Genomic DNA, 20,629 nt, shown 5'->3' with positions numbered 1-20,629 from the left:
CATGAATAACAAGATTCCATTAGCCACGCCCGCTGACAACGGGCCAACGAAGAACTTTGAACCATGGCCACTATCCACGTAGACGGCAAAGCGCTCGAAGTCGATGGGGCGGACAACCTGTTACAGGCGTGTCTGTCGCTCGGCCTCGATATCCCGTATTTCTGCTGGCACCCCGCGCTTGGTAGCGTCGGTGCCTGTCGCCAGTGTGCGGTCAAGCAGTACACCGACGAAAACGACACCCGTGGTCGTATCGTCATGTCCTGCATGACCCCAGCCACCGACAACACCTGGATCTCCATCGACGATGAAGAGTCCAAGGCGTTCCGCGCCAGCGTTGTCGAATGGCTGATGACCAACCACCCCCACGACTGCCCGGTCTGTGAGGAAGGCGGTCACTGCCACCTGCAAGACATGACGGTGATGACCGGCCACAACGAGCGCCGCTATCGCTTCACCAAGCGTACCCACCAGAACCAGCAGCTGGGCCCGTTCATTTCCCACGAAATGAACCGCTGCATCGCCTGCTACCGCTGCGTACGCTTCTATAAGGACTACGCCGGCGGCACCGACCTCGGCGTATTCGGCGCCCACGACAACGTGTACTTCGGTCGCGTTGAAGACGGCGTGCTCGAAAGCGAGTTCTCCGGCAACCTCACCGAGGTCTGCCCGACCGGTGTGTTCACCGACAAGACCCACTCCGAGCGCTACAACCGCAAGTGGGACATGCAGTTCTCGCCAAGCATCTGCCATGGCTGCTCGAGCGGTTGCAACATCTCCCCGGGCGAGCGCTACGGCGAACTGCGTCGCATCGAAAACCGCTTCAACGGTTCGGTCAACCAGTACTTCCTGTGCGACCGTGGTCGTTTCGGCTATGGCTACGTCAACCGCGAAGACCGTCCACGCCAGCCACTGCTGGCCGATGGCGCCAAGCTGAGCCTGGACGCGGCGCTGGACAAAGCCGCCGACCTGCTGCGCGGCCGTAACATCGTCGGTATCGGCTCGCCCCGCGCCAGCCTCGAAAGCAACTACGCGTTGCGCGAGCTGGTGGGTGCCGAGCACTTCTACTCCGGTATCGAAGCCGGTGAGCTTGAGCGCATCCGCCTGGTCCTGCAGGTGCTGAACGACAGCCCGCTGCCGGTGCCGAACATGCGCGACATCGAAGACCACGACGCCATCTTCGTGCTCGGTGAAGACCTGACCCAGACCGCCGCGCGCATCGCGCTGTCCCTGCGTCAATCGGTCAAAGGCAAGGCGGAAGACATGGCCGACGTCATGCGCGTCCAGCCTTGGCTCGACGCTGCGGTGAAAAACATCGGCCAGCACGCGCTGAACCCGCTGTTTATCGCCAGCCTGGCGGAAACCAAGCTCGACGACATCGCCGAAGAATGCGTCCACGCCGCACCGGACGACCTGGCCCGCATCGGTTTCGCCGTGGCCCACGCCCTCGACGCCAGCGCGCCGGCAGTCGAAGGCCTCGACACTGAAGCCGCCGAACTGGCCCAGCGTATTGCCGACGCCCTGCTGGCAGCCAAGCGTCCATTGATCATTGCCGGTACCTCGCTGGGTTCCAAGGCCTTGATCGAAGCCGCCGCCAACATCGCCAAAGCCTTGAAGCTGCGCGACAAGAACGGCTCCATCAGCCTGGTGGTGCCGGAAGCCAACAGCCTCGGCCTGGCCATGCTCGGCGGCGAGTCCTTGGATGCCGCCCTGCAAACCGTGATCGACGGCACTGCCGATGCGATCGTGGTGCTGGAAAACGACCTGTACACCCGCACCGACGCCGCCAAGGTTGACGCTGCGCTGAACGCCGCCAAGGTCCTGATCGTCGCCGACCACCAGAAGACCGCCACCAGCGATCGCGCCGACCTGGTCCTGCCGGCCGCCACCTTCGCCGAAGGCGACGGCACCCTGGTCAGCCAGGAAGGTCGTGCCCAGCGCTTCTTCCAGGTGTTCGATCCGAAGTACATGGACGCCAGCATCCTGGTTCACGAAGGCTGGCGCTGGCTGCATGCCCTGCGCGCGACCCTGCTGAACCAGCCGATCGACTGGACCCAGCTCGACCACGTCACCGCCGCAGCCGCCGCGAGCGCGCCGCAGCTGGCGCGTATCGTCGACGCCGCACCGTCCGCCGCGTTCCGCATCAAGGGCATGAAGCTCGCCCGTGAGCCGCTGCGTTATTCCGGTCGTACCGCCATGCGCGCCGACATCAGCGTGCACGAACCGCGTACCCCGCAAGACAACGACACCGCGTTCGCCTTCTCCATGGAAGGTTACTCGGGTTCGGTCGAGCCACGTCAGCAGGTGCCGTTTGCCTGGTCGCCGGGCTGGAACTCGCCACAGGCCTGGAACAAGTTCCAGGACGAAGTCGGTGGTCACATCCGCGCCGGCGACCCGGGCACCCGCCTGATCGAACCCCAGGGCGACGCGCTGAACTGGTTCGCTGCGGTGCCGCGTCCGTTCAACCCGGCCCAGGGCACCTGGCAGGTTGTGCCGTTCTTCCACCTGTTCGGCAGCGAAGAAACCTCTTCCAAGGCCGCGCCGGTACAAGAGCGCATTCCCGTGGCCTATGTGTCCGTGGCCAAGTCCGAAGCCGACCGCCTGGGCGTCAACGACGGCGCCCTGCTCAGCGTGACCGTGGCCGGCCAGACCCTGCGTCTGCCGCTGCGCATCAACGAAGAGCTGGGTGCCGGCCTGGTTGCCCTGCCTAAAGGCGTCGCCGGCATCCCGCCTGCGATCTTCGGCAAAACCGTTGACGGTCTGCAGGAGGCAGCGCAATGACCTGGTTCACCCCTGAAGTGATCGACGTGATCATCTCGGTCGTCAAGGCCATCGTGATCCTGTTGGCCGTGGTCGTCGCGGGCGCCCTGCTCAGCTTCGTCGAACGTCGCCTGCTGGGCTGGTGGCAGGACCGTTACGGTCCGAACCGCGTTGGCCCGTTCGGTATGTTCCAGATCGCCGCCGACATGCTGAAGATGTTCTTCAAGGAAGACTGGACCCCGCCGTTTGCCGACAAGGTGATCTTCACCCTGGCGCCGGTCGTGGCCATGAGCGCCTTGCTGATCGCCTTCGCGATCATCCCGATCACCCCGACCTGGGGCGTGGCGGACCTGAACATCGGCCTGCTGTTCTTCTTCGCCATGGCCGGCCTGTCGGTCTACGCGGTGCTGTTCGCCGGCTGGTCGAGCAACAACAAGTTCGCCCTGCTGGGCAGCTTGCGGGCCTCGGCCCAGACCGTGTCCTACGAAGTGTTCATGGGCCTCGCGCTGATGGGCATCGTGGTGCAGGTCGGCTCGTTCAACATGCGCGACATCGTCGAGTACCAGGCGCAGAACCTGTGGTTCATCATTCCGCAGTTCTTCGGCTTCTGTACCTTCTTCATCGCCGGCGTCGCCGTGACTCACCGTCACCCGTTCGACCAACCGGAAGCGGAACAGGAACTGGCCGACGGCTACCACATTGAATACGCCGGCATGAAATGGGGCATGTTCTTCGTCGGTGAATACATCGGCATCATCTTGATCTCGGCCCTGCTGGTCACGCTGTTCTTCGGCGGCTGGCACGGTCCGTTCGGCATCCTGCCGCAGCTGGCGTTCTTCTGGTTCTTCCTGAAGACCGCGTTCTTCATCATGCTGTTTATCCTGCTGCGCGCTTCCATTCCGCGTCCACGATACGACCAGGTGATGGATTTCAGCTGGCGCTTCTGCCTGCCGCTGACCCTGATCAATTTGCTGGTGACTGCTGCCGTTGTGTTGTTGAACACGCCAGCGGGCGCGGTTCAGTGAGGATTTGACCCATGTTCAAATATATTGGCGACATCGTTAAGGGTACCGGTACCCAGTTGCGAAGCCTGGTGATGGTTTTCGGCCATGGCTTTCGCAAACGCGACACCCTGCAATACCCGGAAGAAGCGGTGTACCTGCCGCCGCGCTATCGCGGCCGCATCGTGCTGACCCGCGACCCCGATGGCGAAGAGCGTTGCGTGGCCTGCAACCTGTGCGCCGTGGCGTGCCCGGTGGGTTGTATCTCCCTGCAGAAAGCTGAAACCGAAGACGGTCGCTGGTACCCGGACTTCTTCCGCATCAACTTCTCGCGCTGCATTTTCTGCGGCCTCTGCGAGGAAGCTTGCCCGACCACCGCGATCCAGCTCACACCGGATTTCGAGATGGCCGAGTTCAAACGTCAGGACCTGGTGTACGAGAAAGAAGATCTGCTGATCTCTGGTCCCGGTAAAAACCCTGATTACAACTTCTATCGTGTTGCAGGTATGGCCGTTGCCGGTAAGCCGAAAGGCGCCGCACAAAACGAAGCCGAGCCGATCAACGTGAAGAGCTTGCTGCCTTAAGGAAGAAAGATGGAATTCGCTTTCTATTTCGCATCGGGTATCGCGGTTGTGTCCACGCTTCGCGTGATCACCAACACCAACCCCGTGCACGCCCTGCTCTACCTGATCATTTCGCTGATCGCCGTGGCCATGACCTTCTTCAGCCTCGGGGCACCGTTCGCCGGTGTGCTGGAAGTGATCGCCTACGCCGGTGCCATCATGGTGCTGTTCGTGTTTGTGGTGATGATGCTCAATCTCGGGCCGGCCTCGGTCGCCCAGGAACGCGTCTGGCTCAAGCCCGGCATCTGGCTCGGCCCGGTTGTCCTCGCAGCGCTGCTGCTGGGTGAACTGCTGTATGTGCTGTTCGCTCACCAGAGCGGCCAGGCCATCGGCCATACCACCGTGGACGCGAAAGCCGTGGGCATCAGCCTGTTCGGCCCGTACCTGCTGGTGGTCGAACTGGCGTCGATGCTGCTGCTCGCCGCAGCCATCACTGCCTTCCACTTGGGCCGCAACGAAGCCAAGGAGCAATGACGATGCCTGCTATCCCTTTGGAGCATGGTCTGGCGGTCGCCGGCATCCTGTTCTGCCTTGGCCTGGTCGGCCTGATGGTTCGCCGTAACATTCTGTTCGTGTTGATGAGCCTGGAAATCATGATGAACGCTGCGGCACTGGCGTTCATCGTTGCAGGTGCACGTTGGGGCCAGCCGGATGGACAAGTCATGTTCATCCTGGTGATCAGCCTGGCAGCCGCCGAGGCCAGTATCGGCCTGGCGATCCTGCTGCAACTGTATCGTCGCTTCCACACGCTTGATATCGACGCTGCCAGTGAGATGCGCGGATGAACATGATCTTTCTGACTTTCGTATTTCCCCTGATCGGTTTCCTGCTGCTGTCGTTCTCTCGCGGACGCTGGTCGGAAAACCTTTCGGCCCTGATCGGTGTGGGCTCCATTGGCCTGTCGGCTATCGTTGCCGCCTACGTCATCTGGCAATTCAACGTGGCACCGCCGGAAGGCGGCCACTACACCCTGGTGCTGTGGCAGTGGATGTCGGTGGAGGGCTTCAAGCCCAACTTCGCCCTCTACGTCGATGGCCTGTCGATCACCATGCTCGGCGTGGTGGTGGGCGTGGGCTTCCTGATCCACCTGTTCGCGTCCTGGTACATGCGCGGTGAAGCGGGCTACTCGCGCTTCTTCTCGTACACCAACCTGTTTATCGCCAGCATGCTGTTCCTGGTGCTCGGCGATAACCTGTTGTTCCTGTACTTCGGTTGGGAAGGCGTGGGCCTGTGCTCGTACCTGTTGATCGGTTTCTACTACAGCAACCGCAACAACGGTAACGCGGCACTCAAGGCATTTATCGTCACCCGCATCGGCGACGTGTTCATGGCCATCGGCCTGTTCATCCTGTTCCAACAGGTGGGCACGCTGAACATCCAGGAACTGCTGGTGCTGGCACCGCAGAAATTCCAGGTCGGCGACTTCTGGATCACCCTGGCGACCCTGATGCTGCTGGGCGGCGCCGTGGGTAAATCCGCGCAACTGCCGCTGCAGACCTGGCTGGCGGATGCGATGGCCGGTCCTACCCCGGTGTCGGCACTGATCCACGCCGCAACCATGGTGACCGCCGGTGTCTACCTGATCGCCCGTACCCACGGCCTGTTCACCCTGGCGCCGGACATCCTGCACCTGGTGGGCATCGTCGGCGGCGTGACCCTGGTACTGGCCGGCTTCGCCGCGCTGGTGCAGACCGACATCAAGCGGATCCTCGCCTACTCGACCATGAGCCAGATCGGCTACATGTTCCTGGCCCTGGGCGTCGGCGCCTGGGACGCGGCGATCTTCCACCTGATGACCCACGCCTTCTTCAAGGCCCTGCTGTTCCTGGCCTCCGGTGCGGTGATCGTGGCCTGCCACCACGAGCAGAACATCTTCAAGATGGGCGGCCTGTGGAAGAAACTGCCACTGGCCTACGCCAGCTTCATCGTCGGTGGTGCCGCCCTGGCCGCCCTGCCGCTGGTGACCGCCGGTTTCTACTCCAAGGACGAAATCCTCTGGGAAGCCTTTGCCAGCGGTAACCAGAACCTGCTGTACGCAGGCCTGGTGGGTGCGTTCATGACCTCGCTGTACACCTTCCGCCTGATCTTCATCACCTTCCACGGTGAAGCCAAGACCGAAGCCCACGCAGGCCATGGCATCTCCCACTGGCTGCCACTGTCGGTGCTGATCATCCTGTCGACCTTCATCGGCGCGCTGATCACCCCGCCACTGGCCGGTGTGCTGCCGGAAAGCGCCGGTCATGCCGGCGGCGCCGCCAAGCACAGCCTGGAAATCGCCTCGGGTGCCATTGCCATTGCCGGTATCCTGCTGGCGGCCCTGCTGTTCCTCGGCAAGCGTCGCTTCGTGACCGCCGTGGCCAACAGTGGCATCGGCCGTTTCCTCTCGGCCTGGTGGTTCGCCGCCTGGGGCTTCGACTGGCTCTACGACAAACTGTTCGTCAAGCCCTACCTGGCCATCAGTCATGTACTGCGTAAAGACCCGCTCGACCAGACCATCGGTTTGATCCCGCGCGCGGCCAAAGGCGGTCACACCGCCCTGAGCCGTACCGAGACCGGCCAGTTGCGTTGGTATGCGGCTTCCATGGCGGCCGGTGCCGTGCTGGTGATCGGCGCCATCGTTGTGGTAGCGGTCTGATATGAACTTTGCGAACTTGCGAAAGGAAACGAGCCCGTCATGATTCTGCCCTGGCTAATCCTGATCCCCTTTATCGGCGGCCTGCTCTGCTGGATGGGTGAACGCTTCGGCGCCACCCTCCCCCGCTGGATTGCGTTGCTGACCATGTCCCTGGAACTCGCACTCGGCCTCTGGCTGTGGGCCCATGGCGACTATTCATTCGCTCCGGCACCGGGTGTCGATCCGACGTTCGCGCTTGAATTCAAGCACGTGTGGATCCAGCGCTTCGGCATCAACGTGCACCTGGCCCTCGACGGCCTGTCGCTGTTGATGATCCTGCTGACCGGCCTGCTGGGTATCCTCTCGGTACTCTGCTCCTGGAAAGAGATCCAGCGTCACGTGGGCTTCTTCCACCTGAACCTGATGTGGATCCTGGGCGGTGTCGTCGGCGTGTTCCTCGCCCTCGACCTGTTCATGTTCTTCTTCTTCTGGGAAATGATGCTGGTGCCGATGTACTTCCTCATCGCGCTCTGGGGTCACAGTTCTTCGGACGGCAAGAAAACCCGGATCTACGCGGCGACCAAGTTCTTCATCTTCACCCAGGCTTCCGGCCTGATCATGTTGGTGGCGATCCTGGGCCTGGTACTGGTCAACTTCAACTCGACTGGCGTGATTACCTTCAACTACGCCGACCTGTTGAAAACCAAGATGTCCCTGACCACCGAGTACATCCTGATGCTGGGCTTCTTCATCGCCTTCGCGGTGAAGCTGCCGGTGGTGCCGTTCCATTCCTGGCTGCCTGACGCTCACGCCCAGGCGCCGACCGCCGGTTCCGTGGACCTGGCCGGTATCCTGCTGAAGACGGCGGCCTACGGCCTGCTGCGTTTCGCCCTGCCGCTGTTCCCGAACGCCTCGGCCGAGTTCGCGCCGATTGCCATGACCCTCGGTCTGATCGGGATCTTCTACGGTGCGTTCCTGGCGTTCGCGCAAACCGACATCAAGCGTCTGATTGCCTTCTCGTCCGTTTCCCACATGGGCTTCGTACTGATCGGCATCTACTCCGGCAGCCAGCTGGCGTTGCAAGGTGCAGTGATCCAGATGTTGGCCCACGGTGTCTCGGCCGCCGCACTCTTTATCCTGAGTGGCCAGCTGTACGAGCGTCTGCACACCCGTGACATGCGCGAGATGGGCGGCGTGTGGTCGCGCATTGCGTACCTGCCGGCGATCAGCCTGTTCTTCGCTGCCGCGTCCCTGGGCTTGCCGGGTACCGGTAACTTCATCGGCGAGTTCCTGATCCTGATGGGGGCCTTCGTGCAAACGCCGTGGATCAGCGCCATTGCTACCTCCGGCCTGGTATTCGGTTCGGTCTACTCGCTGATCATGATCCACCGCGCCTACTTCGGCCCGGCCAAGTCCGACACCGTCCTCAAGGGGATGGATGCTCGCGAACTGATCATGGTGCTCGGCCTTGCGGTATTGCTGATCTACATCGGCGTGTACCCGCAACCGTTCCTGGACACTTCTGCCGCGACGATGCATGGCGTGCAGCAGTGGTTCGGCACCGCCTTCTCTCAACTCGCTTCGGCCCGGTAAGAGCGCTATGGAATTCACGATCCAACACTTTATCGCGCTTGCGCCGCTGCTGATCACCAGCCTCACCATCGTGGTGGTGATGCTGGCGATCGCCTGGCGCCGCAATCATTCACAAACGTTCCTGCTGTCCTGCGCCGGTCTGAACCTGGCCTTGCTGTCGATTATCCCGGCACTCAAGGTCGCGCCACTGGCGGTGACCCCGCTGATGATGGTCGATGACTTCGCGCTGCTGTATATCGCGCTGATCCTCGTCGCCACCCTCGCCTGCGTCACCCTCGCCCACGCCTACCTCGGCGAAGGCGGCACCGGCTACCCGGGCAACCGCGAAGAGCTGTACCTGCTGATCCTGCTGGCTGCGGCCGGCGGTATCGTGCTGGTCAGCGCGCAGCACCTGGCCGGCTTGTTCATCGGCCTGGAACTGCTGTCGATCCCGACCTACGGCCTGGTGGCCTACGCCTTCTTCAACAAGCGCTCCCTGGAAGCCGGCATCAAGTACATGGTGCTGTCGGCCGCCGGTTCCGCGTTCCTGTTGTTCGGCATGGCCCTGCTCTACGCCGAAGCCGGCAGCCTGAGCTTCACCGGTATCGGTCACGCCCTGGCCGCCACCAACAGCCCCGCGCCGATCGCCCAACTGGGCCTGGCGATGATGCTGATCGGCCTGGCGTTCAAGCTGTCGCTGGTGCCGTTCCACCTGTGGACCCCGGACGTGTACGAAGGCGCCCCGGCGCCGGTGGCGGCGTTCCTGGCGACCGCGTCCAAGGTCGCTGTGTTTGCGGTGATGGTGCGTCTGTTCCAGATCTCGCCTGCCGCCAACACCGGCGTGCTGAGCCACGTACTGACCGTGATCGCCATCGCGTCGATCCTGTTCGGCAACCTGCTGGCGCTGACCCAGAACAACCTCAAGCGTCTGCTGGGTTACTCGTCCATCGCTCACTTCGGCTACCTGCTGATCGCCCTGGTGGCGAGCAAAGGCCTGGCCGTGGAAGCCATCGGCGTGTACCTGGTCACCTACGTGATCACCAGCCTCGGCGCGTTCGGCGTGATCACCCTGATGTCCTCGCCTTACAAGGGCCGTGACGCCGACGCCCTGTACGAATACCGCGGCCTGTTCTGGCGCCGTCCGTACCTGACCGCCGTACTCACCGTGATGATGCTGTCCCTGGCCGGTATCCCGCTGACCGCGGGCTTTATCGGCAAGTTCTACATCGTCGCGACCGGTGTCGAAGCCCACGAGTGGTGGCTGGTTGCGTCCCTGGTACTGGGCAGTGCCATCGGCGTGTTCTACTACCTGCGCGTGATGGTCACCCTGTACCTGATCGAGCCAAACCTGCGCCGTGTGGATGCCGAGCTGCACTGGGAACAGAAAGCCGGTGGCGTGATGCTGCTGGCTATCGCCCTGCTCGCCTTCTTCCTCGGCGTGTACCCACAACCGTTGCTCACCCTGGTGCAGCACGCGGTGCTGGGGGTTTGATCCCTTAGCGGTATGTGAACCAACAGAAACGGCGCCTTCGGGCGCCGTTTTTGCGTTCTGGGCTGACCTGCAACAGCCCAAAAAAAACGCCCCGAATGTTCGGGGCGTTTTACATTGCAACCGCGTCAGAACGCGATACCGACCTTGACCCCGTACTCATCCCGCTTGAGACGAGTGTTATCGGCCACTTCGGAATCACCGTCGAGCTTGTATTCGGTGCGGGTGTAGTAAAGGCCCGCCATCACCGGCAGGTCGCCCTTCTGGTTCATCAGCAGGCTGACTTCGGCGTAAGGGTTGGTGCGGTCCTTGAGGTCTACGGTGTCGCTGCCCACGCCGTCCACCTTGAGCTTCGTACGAGCGTCAATGGTGCGACGCGCACCGGCTTCGAAACGCAGCGTCATGTCATCGAACTGATGGTTGTAGCCCAGGGCTGCCTTGGCGAACGGCGACTTGTTGGTGAGTTCCATGTCGTAGTCGTTCGAGTCCAGCTCATAGCGAGTCCAGCTGTAACCGCCACCTACGATCACATCGACGAAGTTGCGCGCATCCAGCGCGGCACGCCAGCCGAGATCCAAGTCGGCCTGGCCTTCCTTGAGTTTGTTATCACTCTTTTTACCGTACTTGGCTTCCACACCTGCCTGGTAGATAAAGCCCGACTCGGCGGTGAGCTTATTGCCGAAGTTGTAGAAAAGACCGGCTTCGGGCATGTGGTCCTTATCACTTTCACTACCGCCTTCGAGCTTGAAGTCGTTGTAGCTGCCCAGGATCCCAAAGGTAGAAATCGGGTCAGTGGACGGTGCGGCGAACACCACGGCTGGCGCGGCGACCAGCGCCAGCAGTGAGGAATTTTTGAGGAAGCTTCCGAATAGTTTGGACATCGTTTACATCTCCTTGTCTGGTGGGCAAATTATCCAGGAAACGCTTCGAACCCAGATTGGCACCAAAGGTTCGAAAAATTTGCCCCCATCTGGAGGTAAAACGGTTCAGCGATCGCTCTGGATCAATACTCCTGGCGTACAGCCATTACCAAGCCATCAAGGGTTGAATCAAGCTGAGGGTGGACCGGCACACGAATCCCAAAGGTAGTGCCCAGTACGTCAAGCAGTTCGTCGGTACTCTGGATCACACGCTTGTCACTCGGCCGATCCAGGTAGTGGATCGCATAATGGGCGTTGTTCAAGGTGTGGCGTTCGCCCGCTGCCAGGCGTGCGACTTTCAATTGACCCAGGAACGGCGATCCCGGATGGGTCGAGACGTACCAGTTACCGATTTCGTAGTCGATGTCGGCCTGCACTTGCAGGTCGAAGACATACAAGCCACGCCACTCCCCCGCGACCTCGGCCCACAAGGTGTAGCTGCCCTCCTGTTCATTGAGAGTCAGGCGATACGGCTCATGGGCCGTGGCCTGCACGGCCTGCGTGTCCAACTGCAACGGACTGCTGGGCACCATGCCACCAAAGCCGACGTCGGTGATGTAGCGCACGCCGTCCAGGGTCACCAGGCTCAGGCGATGGGTACGCGCCGTACGTGCATCCGGGGGCCCGCCCATCACCACCCGCCCGGTAATACCGCGGGCCTCGAAGCCCAGTTCCTGCAACAGCGCCAGGAACATCTGGTTCAACTCATAGCAATACCCACCCCGCCCATCGAACAGGACTTTCTGCTCGACGCTGGGCAAGTCGATCGGCACCGGCAGGCGCAGCAGGGTCGATAGGCTTTCGAAGGCGAAGGTGCACACATGACGCAGTTGCAAATCCCGCAGGGTCTGCAGGGTGGGCGGTGGCGGCGCATCGTAACCCAGGCGTTGCAGGTACAGGCGGCTGTGGTTCAGGAGGGTCATGGCGCGATCCTTGGGCGTGGGAGCAATGCGTCACTATGCCGCGCAAGCATGCAGATTGTCATTTTGAATGAACCTTTTTAAACCGTTCCCTCTCCATCTATAACAAGACAGGGAGGCAACATGAGTACCGCAAAAATCTACACCATCCACTATCAACTGCACGGTCAACCGAAGTCCTTTGTGGTGCGTGCCGAAGTGATGAACAACGCCGAGGCCTGGCACTGGGCAGCCGTTGACGCTGACATTGCGCATGTCAGTCGTATCGGCCGGGTCGGCCATGAGCAAGTGAAAAAAACCACGCGCCCATGGGCCGAGAAGTACGGCATTACCGACGTCACCTGGATGCCGCCCAGATAAATAAAAAGCCCCGCTCAGTGGCGGGGCTCAGTTCATTTCTTCAAGTCGCCCAACGGATCGTAGGGCGGCTTTTTTTTCCCGTCGTCCTTGGCCTTTTTATCCAGCGGGGCGATGGCCGGACCGATGGGATCAACCTGCGGATCAGCCACATCGGGCGAGTCCGGGTCAAATCCCAGCTCATCCTTGCCGCTGGCGTGTTCGTTGGAGGACGGTCCATCCGAGCGCTTGTTCATCATGATCTCCTGTTAGAGCGGGCGAGCGTTGTCGTGGAGGTTTTCCAGGTCTTCTTCGACGCGCTCCACATCATCCTGGGCGTCACGCTCTTTCGGGTCATTGGGGCGCAAGGCATCGTTGTCGCGCTCCTCTTCACCGGGCGTGCGATCGGGGTCGGGGGTACCGGGCGGTGGCTGCTTGTATTCGGGCATGGTGGTTGACCTCAAAGGGACTACACCGGTTTAGAGAAACTGCCCCAGATCATGGTTCAACTTGATTGCCCCACCACTGACCGCTGACCATGAGAAGATGCCTTCCCCTACCCGCCCTGGAGACCTGGACCGGATGTTCGAGCTCAAACCCTGCGACCCTGTCATCTACCGCCAACAGACGCGCCGCAGCACGCTGATCGTGGCCGTGCTGTTCATGGCCCTGGCCATGCTGCTGTCGAGCCTGGCGGTGATGCTGTTCGGCGAACCCGGCGGTGACAACTTCCGCTTTAATGTCGGTGGCGTATTCGCCGGGGTGTTGATAACGGTCGCCCTGCTGCGCGGCCCGTTCCGCACCCAGCCGTGGCTGGCACCGGCCGTGTATGGCTGGCAGCTCAAGCGCACGCTAATGCGCGTGACCAACGTGATGCACACCGTCACCGAGCGTGTGCAGGCGAATGATCCGACGGCCATGAAGATCCTGCGCTTCTATCACCTGGGGCTGACGCAGATGCACGCCCTGGACGCCAACTCCAGTGCACAGGCGCAGTTGGTCGGTGAAATGGACGCGCATAAGAACACGATGCAGGCACTGGGGATCGACACCGAACAAACCCGCTTTGATCCCGCTTGGCTGGAAGGATTGAAACGCACGTAAGTCAGTCTGCTGCCACACGGGTGCGCCAGCAGAACAACGCACTCACCGCAATCGCCGCACCCGCCACGCCAAACACCAGGGGGGCCGAGGCCACCGGCAACAGCAGGCCTGCCAGCAGTGGCCCGAGGCCCGCACCGATGTCACGCCATACCGCATTCGACGCCAGGGCCGACACCCGCAGCGAACCGGGGTTGCGCTCGGCGACCAGGGTGGTCACCAGGGGCAGTTGCAACGCGCGCAGCACCAACACCGCCGCCGCGCCGACAATCACCCAATAGCTGCCGAACGCCGTCAGGGCCAAGGCACTCAGGAACGAAAACAGCAACAACATCGAGGTGGCGCCAAAGCGCTGGGCTGCGTGGCCTCCCAGGGGGCTCAGGAGCATTTCCGAGACATAACGCAGGGCCATCAAGCCGCCGGCGATCAACACCGCATTACCACCGAGCAGCTTCTGCGCCTGGATCGACAGGCCGAAAATAAACAGTCCGTCCAGCGCCACGCCTTCGATAAACGACCACAACGCCACGCTGTCGGGCCACTTGAAACGGCGCCCCGGGGTGCTGTGCAAATCATGCCCGGCACTGGGCAGGCCGCGCGCCATCCACAGCCCCACCAGGCAACAGCCGGCGAGGATCACGAAGATCGGACGTGGCCCGACCCACAGCGTCAACCAGCCACCGAACGGCAACGCCAGCATCGGCCCCCAGGCGATCAGGGCCCGCGAACGCCCGGCCCGGCGCGCGGCGCCCTCCGGCTCGGAGGTGGCCAATACCTGGGTCGACAGGTTCAACGCAGCGAAACACAGGCCCCATACCAGCCGCAGCCCCAACAACGCAGCAAAGCCCGACAGCACCGAATTACCCAGGGCGCACAGCGTTGCGGCCCCGGCGGCGATCATGCAGGTCAGGCGATCGCCGTTGCGCGCGTAGAAATTCAGCACATGGCGGTAACCGAAAATCCGCACCAGCCGGTTGGCCGCCAGCAATACACCGGCCTGGGCGAGCGTGATGCCAAAGGCCTGGGACTCCATGGGCAGCAGCAGATAGAGCAACACATCACTGGGCAGGCATAAGGCCAGGGTCAACGCAGCGCGGCGGGAATGGGTATCGGCAGTGCGGAGGGCCAGGCTGGACATAAATCTGAAACATCCCGAAATATTCAGGTCGCCACGGTAGCCCTCCCGCCGCTGGTTTTACAACGGCTTTTTCCCGTAGGGCAGCAAACGCAGGCCACTGGCCACGGCGCCCACCAGCGCAAACACGCAACCCAGCCACAGCGCATACAGCGGGCCATTGCCCAGGGACAGGTGGAAACACAGCGCCACCAACGACGCCCCCAGCGTCTGCCCCAGCAACCGCGAAATCGCCACGATGCCGCTGGCCCCACCACTGCGCGCCAACGGCGCACTGGTCATCAAGGCCTTGAGGTTGGGCGACTGGAAGAAGCCGAAACCGGCACCGCACAACGCCATGCGCCAGCCAATATCGAAAGCCGACGCGCCGTGGCCCAAGGTCGCCAACGCGGCCATGCCCACACTCAACATCAACAGCCCGATACCGCACAGCAGGCCCAGGGACACACGGTCAGCCAGGCGCCCGGCGACCAGGGCCATCACCGCCACGACCGCCGGCCACGGCGTCATCAGGAACCCGGTTTCCACCTGGCTATGCCCCAGCACCGCCTGCAACAGAAAGGGCAGCGACACAAAGGCCAGGCCTTGGGCGCTGAAGGCGCAGATCGCCGTCAGGGAAGACAAGGCAAACACCGGCCGCTTGAACAGATCCAACGCCAGCATCGGCGCCGGGTGACCGGCCTGCCGACGCAGCAGCAACGCGCCACACAGCAGCGCCACCGCAATCAAGCCCAGGGTCAACGCCCCCTGCGCACCGTGCACCGCCGTGCCCAGCCCCAGTACCAGCAAGGCGAACAACCCGGCACACAGCGCGGCCGCGAGGCGGTCGAAGGCATGCCCGGCCATCGGCAGGGTCGGCAATGAACGCAGGCCCAATCCTAGCGCCAACAGCCCCAACGGCACATTGATCAGGTACAGCCAGTGCCAGGTCGCCACCGACAGAATCGCCGACGCCGCCGTGGGCCCCAGGGTAAACGCCAGCCCCACCACCAGCGAGTTATAGCCCAGGCCACGCCCGAGCATTTTTGACGGGTAGATATGCCGCAGCAACGCCGTGTTGACGCTCATGATCGCCGCCGCCCCCAGCCCCTGCACCACACGGGCGGCGGTCAGGGTCACCAGCGAGCCGGCCAGCCCACAAAACAGCGACGAGACGATAAACAGCAGCAACCCGCCGAGATACACACGGCGGTGACCGAGCACATCACTGAGGGACGCAAACGGCAGCACCGTGGCGATAATCGCCAACTGGTAGGCATTGACCACCCAGATCACCGAGGCGGAATCGGTGCCAATCCCTTCGGCCAGGGTCGGCAAGGCCGTATTGACGATGGCCGTGTCGAGGGTCGCCATGCCGATCCCCAGGGAGATCGCGATCACGGCCGGCAGGCGTTTATTGAGGGGCAGCCCATCGGCAACAGAAGACATGAACAATCCGCACAGTGGCAAAGGTGTCTAGATTACGGGCAGCCGGGGATTTTTTCAGTGGGGGATTGCGTGGCTGTCCGAATTTTCATGTTCAGCCACGCGCCACAGGTAAAGGCGATCAGCCTGCCAGTGCACTCAGGTCCAGGCGCCCACCGAGGGTCGGCGGACACCAGTAGTAACCACCGGTCAACGGCGTGCTGATGCGATACAGGCCATCGACAATCCCGTCCTCCAACCCGCTCATGCGGCGCAGTTGCGCTTCGAACGCATCGAAGGAATGGCCGAATGCGAGGAACATCAACCCGGCCTGGCCATTTTCGGCCCAGGGCATGGAGCGGCGCACCACGAAGGCTTCCGGGGTGAAGCTTTCCTGGGCGGTACGTTTGGTGTGAGCGGATTCGGGAGCGTCTTCCAACTCTTCGTTGTCGCCATGGCGGCGGCCGATGATGTGGTCGCGCTCCTGGGCGGGCAACGCGGCGAAGCCATCGAGGTCGTGCTGCCATTGCTGGATCGCGGCGAAGCTGGCACCGCTGTCGGTCAAGGCGGCTTCAACCGCGGCGTCGTCGTGGGGGTTTTCAGTGCCGTCTTCGTAGTCGGTGAGGTCGAAGCCGGTCTTGTAGCGGAAGCCTTCGGTCGACTGCACCAGGCGAAACGCCGGGGCCAGGGCCTTCTCGAAAGCGCGACTGCGCAGCAGCAACTCACCGCGATCGACGCCATGCAGCCACACCCACAGTGCCTGCTGGGTGGACGGGTTGTGCGCGCCCGGCGCGCTCACGGCAGGAAAGCTGCGCAAACCATCAACTGTTGCACCCAGCGCGTTGACCAGCGGCTCGCCAAATCCGACCACTGCCGCCGAATCGGTCAACTGCACCAGCGCGTCCAGCGCAGCGGGCACGGCTGCCAGGGTGTCCACGGCAAAAAACAGATGGCGTGCCTGCAAAGGCACCGGTGCGGCAAGAATGCCCGGCTGGTACTGACTCATGTGAACTCCTTCAAGAAAGGCGCGCAGTCTACTATCTCGAAGAGCAGGCGACACGCCCCGGTGTGCAGTGCAACGCGCACAAGCCTTGCCATGGAGCCCTGTGTTGGGTGACTCTCTAGTCATGTTTTGCAACTATTTCAGGGGTAGTGCCATGACCACCAGCAACCTGCTCGCCCAGCTGTTTCCCACCAGCGTCGTCGATATTCCCGAGCAATACCGCCTGGCGGCGCCCATCGAACAGCGTGACTACCTGGTGGATGGCCAGTTGCAGGTGTGGAACGGCCCCTTGGCCCAGGTACAGAGCCCGGTGCAATTGAGCGACCGCCGCGTGGTGATCGGCAGCACGCCGTTGCTGGACGCCGACACCGCCCTTACCGCCCTCGATGCCGCCGTGCGCGCTTATGATCGCGGCCAGGGTGAATGGCCGACGATGCGCGTGGTGGAGCGTATCCAGCACGTCGAGGCGTTTTTGCGACGTATGCGCGAACAGCGCGACGCAGTGGTCACCCTGCTGATGTGGGAGATCGGCAAGAACCTCAAGGACTCGCAGAAAGAGTTCGACCGCACCTGCGACTACATCACCGACACCATCAATGCCCTCAAGGAACTCGACCGCCGCAGCAGCCGCTTCGAGTTGGAACAGGACACCCTCGGGCAGATCCGCCGCGTGCCCCTGGGCGTGGCGCTGTGCATGGGCCCCTACAACTACCCGCTCAACGAGACGTTTACCACGCTGATCCCGGCGCTGATCATGGGCAATACCGTGGTGTTCAAGCCGGCCAAACTCGGTGTGCTGCTGATCCGTCCGTTGCTGGAGGCGTTCCGCGACAGTTTCCCGGCCGGGGTGATCAACGTGATCTACGGCAGCGGCCGCGAAACCGTCAGTGCGTTGATGGCCAGCGGCAAGATCGACATCTTTGCCTTTATCGGCACCAACAAGGCCGCCAGTGACTTGAAAAAGCTGCACCCCAAGCCGCACCGCTTGCGTGCGGCGCTGGGCCTGGATGCGAAAAACCCCGGCATCGTGTTGCCCGAGGTGGACCTGGACAATGCAGTGAGCGAAGCGGTCACCGGCTCGTTGTCCTTCAACGGCCAGCGTTGCACCGCGCTGAAAATCCTGTTTGTGCATGAAGACGTGGTCGACAGTTTCATTGAGAAATTCAACCGCAAACTGGAAACCCTCAAGCCCGGCATGCCCTGGGAAGACGGGGTTTCACTGACGCCGCTGCCGGAAGTCGGCAAAGTCGATTACCTCAACGAGCTGGTGGCCGATGCGCAACAACACGGCGCCCAGGTGGTGAATGCCAATGGCGGTGTCAGCCGTGGTTCGTTCTTCTACCCGGCGGTGCTGTACCCGGTGACCTCGCAGATGCGCGTGTACCACGAGGAACAATTCGGCCCGGTGGTGCCCATCGTGCCCTACCGTGATCTGGAGACGGTGATCGAGTACGTACTCGACTCGGACTTCGGCCAGCAATTGAGTATTTTCGGCACCAACGCCGTGGCAGTCGGACGCCTGGTGGACACCTTCGCCAACCAGGTCGGCCGCATCAATATCAACGCCCAGTGCCAGCGCGGGCCGGACACCTTCCCGTTCAACGGGCGCAAGAACTCGGCCGAGGGCACGCTGTCGGTACATGACGCGCTGCGCGTATTTTCGATCCGCACCCTGGTGGCGACCAAATTCCAGGAGAGCAACAAGGCGCTGGTCAGCGACATCCTGCGCAACCGTGACTCAAGCTTCCTGACCACCGACTATATCTTCTAAGCACAATGCCGATCTCAAGGTGGGAGGGGACCGCCCCCCTCCCACATTTGGATTGTGTACATATCCAAAACCGAGGCCACTTTAATTACCGATGAACCTGCCACTCTTCGCCCGGCGCCTGCTGCGCCCATTGCTCGACCCCTACCGCCGCTATCGCCACGCCAAGCTGATCCACGCCGTGCGCGTGTCCATCGGCTTGCTGGCGACGATCCTGCTGACCACCGGTATCAACCTGCCCCATGGTGAATGGGCATCGGTGACCATGCTGGTGGTGATCGGCGGTTTGCAACACCACGGCAATATCGGCAAGAAAGCCGTTGAGCGTGCCTATGGCACGCTGATCGGTGCCAGCGTCGGTCTGCTGCTGGTGGTGCAGGAGGCGTATGTCGGCCAGCCGTTGCTCACCTACCTGCTGATGTCGGTGGTGTGCGGGTTCTTTTCCTATCACGCCATCGGCAAGGGCGGGTACACGGCGCTGTTGTCCGCGATCACGGTGTTTATCGTCGCGGGGCACGGGGACAACCCGTTGTCGGACGGGCTGTGGCGCACCGTGGATATCCTGATCGGCATTGCCTTGGCGTTGGCGTTTTCATTCGCACTGCCGCTGTATGCCGTATATTCCTGGCGCTACAACCTGGCCAGCGCCCTGCGTGACTGCGCCCAGATCTACAGCCGGATCATCAATGGCCAGTCGGTCACCGACGATGAACACCTGAAGCTGCTCAACCGCCTGAATGCGGCGATGCTGCAATTGCGCTCGCTGATGCCGTCGGTGTCCAAGGAAGTGCGCATCTCCATGACCGAGCTGGACACGATCCAACGTCACCTGCGCATGTGCATCAGCACCCTGGAGATTCTCGGCAACACCCGCCCGGACCCGCGGGACGAACAGGCGATGGCGCGCATGCAAGTGATGTTGAAAGCCGAGCATCGGCAGATTCGCGTGCAGTTGGTGGGCATGGCGCGGGCATTGAAGTCCGGGGTTACGGAGCGGCTGGAGCGGCCCAGCACTGTCAGCGGCGGCGAGCCTTCACTGGATGCACCGGTGTACAGCGCATTGGATGGGTATCGGTTGTTGACGGTGCAACTGGCGGCGAATGTGGATGCGATGCGGGGGCGGTTGGCGAAGAGTGCGAAGCGCTGGAGGATTTGAGTAAGGTAGCGGTAATAAAGCATGGCCGACTCAGTAAATGAGACGGCCATGCTTTCTAAATCCAAAACGTCTGGTTATCAAGCAGCCTCAGTTCAGGATTCAGTTACCTATCGTTCTCTTACCCAAATGTTATCCATTGCAAAATCATTTCCTCTAGGAGAACCAACGTAATTGAAAATACCCAACGTCACGTTCCCTGTTGTGACGGCTGTGTAAACACCGCTGCCTGTTCGCCAGACAACTTGATTTTCTGTGCTTACCGTATCACCAATAGCAGATCCATTGACTACGAGTTGCAAATATGTTCCATAGGTTCCTGTATTACTAATAGCTGTTACCGAAAAACCCACGTCATAGGTACGACCAGCAATGACGGGAATAACATGCGTCATGACCAGTCCGTAAAAATCATGACCTGCACCGGTATAGGTACTCACCACTCCACCACCCACGGCTAACTGCCCTTTAGCATAATCTCCCTGTGGCACCCACCCCTGAAAGGTATTGTCATTAAAGTCCCAGGTAAGCGACAACTTGGTTCGCTGCACCAAGGTGTAAGTCGTAGTCAGTAAAGTAATCACATCGCCAGGGCTCAAGCTGCCATTGAGCGTCACCTGGCTCCTCACATGGATCTGTTGGTTATTGGGCACGGACTCCAGCCAACTGCGCACCACTGTTTTATTCGTCAACCCGTACGCCGCTTCGGTATCCGTGATCGCCACGCCATTGAGCACATACAGGTCGGCGACTCCTGCACTGCTGCAGATAATCCACACCCGTTGTCCACCAGCAATAAAAGGCCATCTCCCCAGGGCTGCCCATGCATTGCC

Annotated in this window: 19 protein-coding genes and 1 pseudogene; 12 read left to right on the top strand and 8 right to left on the bottom strand. The window is 61.8% G+C overall.

Features of this window, described 5'->3' with window-relative positions; translation table 11 throughout:
• The first annotated feature begins 63 nt into the window (after positions 1 to 63).
• From nuoG to nuoN, 8 genes are read left to right on the top strand one after another with little or no spacing between them, the layout of a single operon-like run.
• Positions 64 to 2,778, top strand: a complete 2,715-nt coding sequence (nuoG, locus tag AC07OP_RS11530; protein ID WP_495102823.1) for an NADH-quinone oxidoreductase subunit NuoG — start codon at positions 64 to 66, stop codon at positions 2,776 to 2,778.
• Positions 2,775 to 3,782, top strand: a complete 1,008-nt coding sequence (nuoH, locus tag AC07OP_RS11525; RefSeq protein ID WP_017137518.1) for an NADH-quinone oxidoreductase subunit NuoH — start codon at positions 2,775 to 2,777, stop codon at positions 3,780 to 3,782. Before nuoG ends, nuoH begins: the two co-directional genes overlap by 4 nt.
• Positions 3,783 to 3,793: 11 nt before the next feature.
• Positions 3,794 to 4,342 carry an NADH-quinone oxidoreductase subunit NuoI gene (nuoI, locus tag AC07OP_RS11520; protein WP_003174725.1) on the top strand — a complete coding sequence of 183 codons (549 nt, stop codon included), beginning with the start codon at positions 3,794 to 3,796 and terminating at the stop codon, positions 4,340 to 4,342.
• A 9-nt stretch (positions 4,343 to 4,351) separates the two neighbouring features.
• A complete protein-coding gene (gene nuoJ / locus AC07OP_RS11515) occupies positions 4,352 to 4,855 on the top strand; it encodes an NADH-quinone oxidoreductase subunit J (protein ID WP_003174726.1) in 504 nt (167 codons plus the stop codon).
• A gap of 2 nt (positions 4,856 to 4,857) precedes the next feature.
• Positions 4,858 to 5,166: an NADH-quinone oxidoreductase subunit NuoK gene (gene nuoK, locus AC07OP_RS11510; protein WP_003174727.1), complete on the top strand. Its 309-nt coding sequence runs from the start codon at positions 4,858 to 4,860 to the stop codon at positions 5,164 to 5,166.
• Complete coding sequence (nuoL, locus tag AC07OP_RS11505; protein WP_065927062.1) at positions 5,163 to 7,016, top strand: NADH-quinone oxidoreductase subunit L; 1,854 nt, start codon at positions 5,163 to 5,165, stop codon at positions 7,014 to 7,016. The genes nuoK and nuoL overlap by 4 nt, the downstream gene beginning before the upstream one ends.
• 39 nt (positions 7,017 to 7,055) lie before the next feature.
• Entirely contained in the window at positions 7,056 to 8,588 is a 1,533-nt protein-coding gene (gene nuoM / locus AC07OP_RS11500) for an NADH-quinone oxidoreductase subunit M (RefSeq protein ID WP_017527174.1), read from the top strand.
• Positions 8,589 to 8,595: 7 nt separating this feature from the next.
• Positions 8,596 to 10,059: an NADH-quinone oxidoreductase subunit NuoN gene (nuoN, locus tag AC07OP_RS11495; RefSeq protein WP_115488810.1), complete on the top strand. Its 1,464-nt coding sequence runs from the start codon at positions 8,596 to 8,598 to the stop codon at positions 10,057 to 10,059.
• Between the two features lie 125 nt (positions 10,060 to 10,184).
• On the opposite strand, the gene AC07OP_RS11490 is transcribed toward nuoN, so the two are convergent.
• Together AC07OP_RS11490 and AC07OP_RS11485 are read right to left on the bottom strand one after the other, a co-directional pair.
• Positions 10,185 to 10,937, bottom strand: a complete 753-nt coding sequence (locus AC07OP_RS11490; protein WP_495102822.1) for an outer membrane beta-barrel protein — start codon at positions 10,935 to 10,937, stop codon at positions 10,185 to 10,187.
• A gap of 122 nt (positions 10,938 to 11,059) precedes the next feature.
• On the bottom strand, positions 11,060 to 11,899 hold the full coding sequence (locus AC07OP_RS11485; protein ID WP_495102821.1) for an arylamine N-acetyltransferase family protein: 840 nt from the start codon (positions 11,897 to 11,899) through the stop codon (positions 11,060 to 11,062).
• Positions 11,900 to 12,019: 120 nt separating this feature from the next.
• Here AC07OP_RS11485 and AC07OP_RS11480 point away from each other — a divergent pair, with 120 nt between their 5' ends.
• A complete protein-coding gene (locus AC07OP_RS11480) occupies positions 12,020 to 12,256 on the top strand; it encodes a DUF6555 family protein (protein WP_027606320.1) in 237 nt (78 codons plus the stop codon).
• Positions 12,257 to 12,288: 32 nt separating this feature from the next.
• Here AC07OP_RS11480 and AC07OP_RS11475 read toward each other — a convergent pair whose 3' ends face one another.
• Entirely contained in the window at positions 12,289 to 12,489 is a 201-nt protein-coding gene (locus AC07OP_RS11475) for a DUF6021 family protein (RefSeq protein ID WP_495102820.1), read from the bottom strand.
• Between the two features lie 12 nt (positions 12,490 to 12,501).
• A complete protein-coding gene (locus AC07OP_RS11470; protein WP_495102819.1) occupies positions 12,502 to 12,681 on the bottom strand; it encodes a hypothetical protein in 180 nt (59 codons plus the stop codon).
• Positions 12,682 to 12,814: 133 nt separating this feature from the next.
• Here AC07OP_RS11470 and AC07OP_RS11465 point away from each other — a divergent pair, with 133 nt between their 5' ends.
• Entirely contained in the window at positions 12,815 to 13,336 is a 522-nt protein-coding gene (locus tag AC07OP_RS11465; protein ID WP_495102818.1) for a DUF3087 domain-containing protein, read from the top strand.
• 1 nt (position 13,337) lies between these two features.
• Here the strand turns inward: AC07OP_RS11465 and AC07OP_RS11460 are convergent, their stop codons facing one another.
• From AC07OP_RS11460 to AC07OP_RS11450, 3 genes are all read right to left on the bottom strand, one after another.
• On the bottom strand, positions 13,338 to 14,471 hold the full coding sequence (locus AC07OP_RS11460) for an MFS transporter (RefSeq protein WP_065940077.1): 1,134 nt from the start codon (positions 14,469 to 14,471) through the stop codon (positions 13,338 to 13,340).
• Between the two features lie 57 nt (positions 14,472 to 14,528).
• Positions 14,529 to 15,896: an MFS transporter gene (locus AC07OP_RS11455; RefSeq protein ID WP_141155383.1), complete on the bottom strand. Its 1,368-nt coding sequence runs from the start codon at positions 15,894 to 15,896 to the stop codon at positions 14,529 to 14,531.
• A 118-nt stretch (positions 15,897 to 16,014) separates the two neighbouring features.
• A complete protein-coding gene (locus AC07OP_RS11450; RefSeq protein WP_065940079.1) occupies positions 16,015 to 16,878 on the bottom strand; it encodes a Dyp-type peroxidase in 864 nt (287 codons plus the stop codon).
• A gap of 151 nt (positions 16,879 to 17,029) precedes the next feature.
• On the opposite strand from AC07OP_RS11450, the gene AC07OP_RS11445 reads away from it, so the two are divergent.
• Entirely contained in the window at positions 17,030 to 18,646 is a 1,617-nt protein-coding gene (locus AC07OP_RS11445) for an NADP-dependent glyceraldehyde-3-phosphate dehydrogenase (RefSeq protein ID WP_495102817.1), read from the top strand.
• Between the two features lie 91 nt (positions 18,647 to 18,737).
• A complete protein-coding gene (locus AC07OP_RS11440) occupies positions 18,738 to 19,799 on the top strand; it encodes an FUSC family protein (RefSeq protein ID WP_115488802.1) in 1,062 nt (353 codons plus the stop codon).
• A 107-nt stretch (positions 19,800 to 19,906) separates the two neighbouring features.
• Here AC07OP_RS11440 and AC07OP_RS11435 read toward each other — a convergent pair.
• Positions 19,907 to 20,629 (bottom strand): annotated as a pseudogene (locus AC07OP_RS11435) (hypothetical protein); the annotation flags it as partial.

The sequence above is a fragment of the Pseudomonas sp. GW821-FHT09D08 genome (assembly GCF_059416305.1).
Note: the sequence above shows the minus strand (reverse complement) of the source record. Positions and strands in the feature narration are given on the sequence as shown.

Excerpts from the sequence above, each read along its gene's own strand:
- nuoG (WP_495102823.1), top strand. The coding sequence starts at position 64 with ATGGCCACTATCCACGTAGACGGCAAAGCGCTCGAAGTCGATGGGGCG.
- nuoH (WP_017137518.1), top strand. The coding sequence starts at position 2,775 with ATGACCTGGTTCACCCCTGAAGTGATCGACGTGATCATCTCGGTCGTC.
- nuoI (WP_003174725.1), top strand. The coding sequence starts at position 3,794 with ATGTTCAAATATATTGGCGACATCGTTAAGGGTACCGGTACCCAGTTG.
- nuoJ (WP_003174726.1), top strand. The coding sequence starts at position 4,352 with ATGGAATTCGCTTTCTATTTCGCATCGGGTATCGCGGTTGTGTCCACG.
- nuoK (WP_003174727.1), top strand. The coding sequence starts at position 4,858 with ATGCCTGCTATCCCTTTGGAGCATGGTCTGGCGGTCGCCGGCATCCTG.
- nuoL (WP_065927062.1), top strand. The coding sequence starts at position 5,163 with ATGAACATGATCTTTCTGACTTTCGTATTTCCCCTGATCGGTTTCCTG.
- nuoM (WP_017527174.1), top strand. The coding sequence starts at position 7,056 with ATGATTCTGCCCTGGCTAATCCTGATCCCCTTTATCGGCGGCCTGCTC.
- nuoN (WP_115488810.1), top strand. The coding sequence starts at position 8,596 with ATGGAATTCACGATCCAACACTTTATCGCGCTTGCGCCGCTGCTGATC.
- AC07OP_RS11490 (WP_495102822.1), bottom strand. The coding sequence starts at position 10,937 with ATGTCCAAACTATTCGGAAGCTTCCTCAAAAATTCCTCACTGCTGGCG.
- AC07OP_RS11485 (WP_495102821.1), bottom strand. The coding sequence starts at position 11,899 with ATGACCCTCCTGAACCACAGCCGCCTGTACCTGCAACGCCTGGGTTAC.
- AC07OP_RS11480 (WP_027606320.1), top strand. The coding sequence starts at position 12,020 with ATGAGTACCGCAAAAATCTACACCATCCACTATCAACTGCACGGTCAA.
- AC07OP_RS11475 (WP_495102820.1), bottom strand. The coding sequence starts at position 12,489 with ATGAACAAGCGCTCGGATGGACCGTCCTCCAACGAACACGCCAGCGGC.
- AC07OP_RS11470 (WP_495102819.1), bottom strand. The coding sequence starts at position 12,681 with ATGCCCGAATACAAGCAGCCACCGCCCGGTACCCCCGACCCCGATCGC.
- AC07OP_RS11465 (WP_495102818.1), top strand. The coding sequence starts at position 12,815 with ATGTTCGAGCTCAAACCCTGCGACCCTGTCATCTACCGCCAACAGACG.
- AC07OP_RS11460 (WP_065940077.1), bottom strand. The coding sequence starts at position 14,471 with ATGTCCAGCCTGGCCCTCCGCACTGCCGATACCCATTCCCGCCGCGCT.
- AC07OP_RS11455 (WP_141155383.1), bottom strand. The coding sequence starts at position 15,896 with ATGTCTTCTGTTGCCGATGGGCTGCCCCTCAATAAACGCCTGCCGGCC.
- AC07OP_RS11450 (WP_065940079.1), bottom strand. The coding sequence starts at position 16,878 with ATGAGTCAGTACCAGCCGGGCATTCTTGCCGCACCGGTGCCTTTGCAG.
- AC07OP_RS11445 (WP_495102817.1), top strand. The coding sequence starts at position 17,030 with ATGACCACCAGCAACCTGCTCGCCCAGCTGTTTCCCACCAGCGTCGTC.
- AC07OP_RS11440 (WP_115488802.1), top strand. The coding sequence starts at position 18,738 with ATGAACCTGCCACTCTTCGCCCGGCGCCTGCTGCGCCCATTGCTCGAC.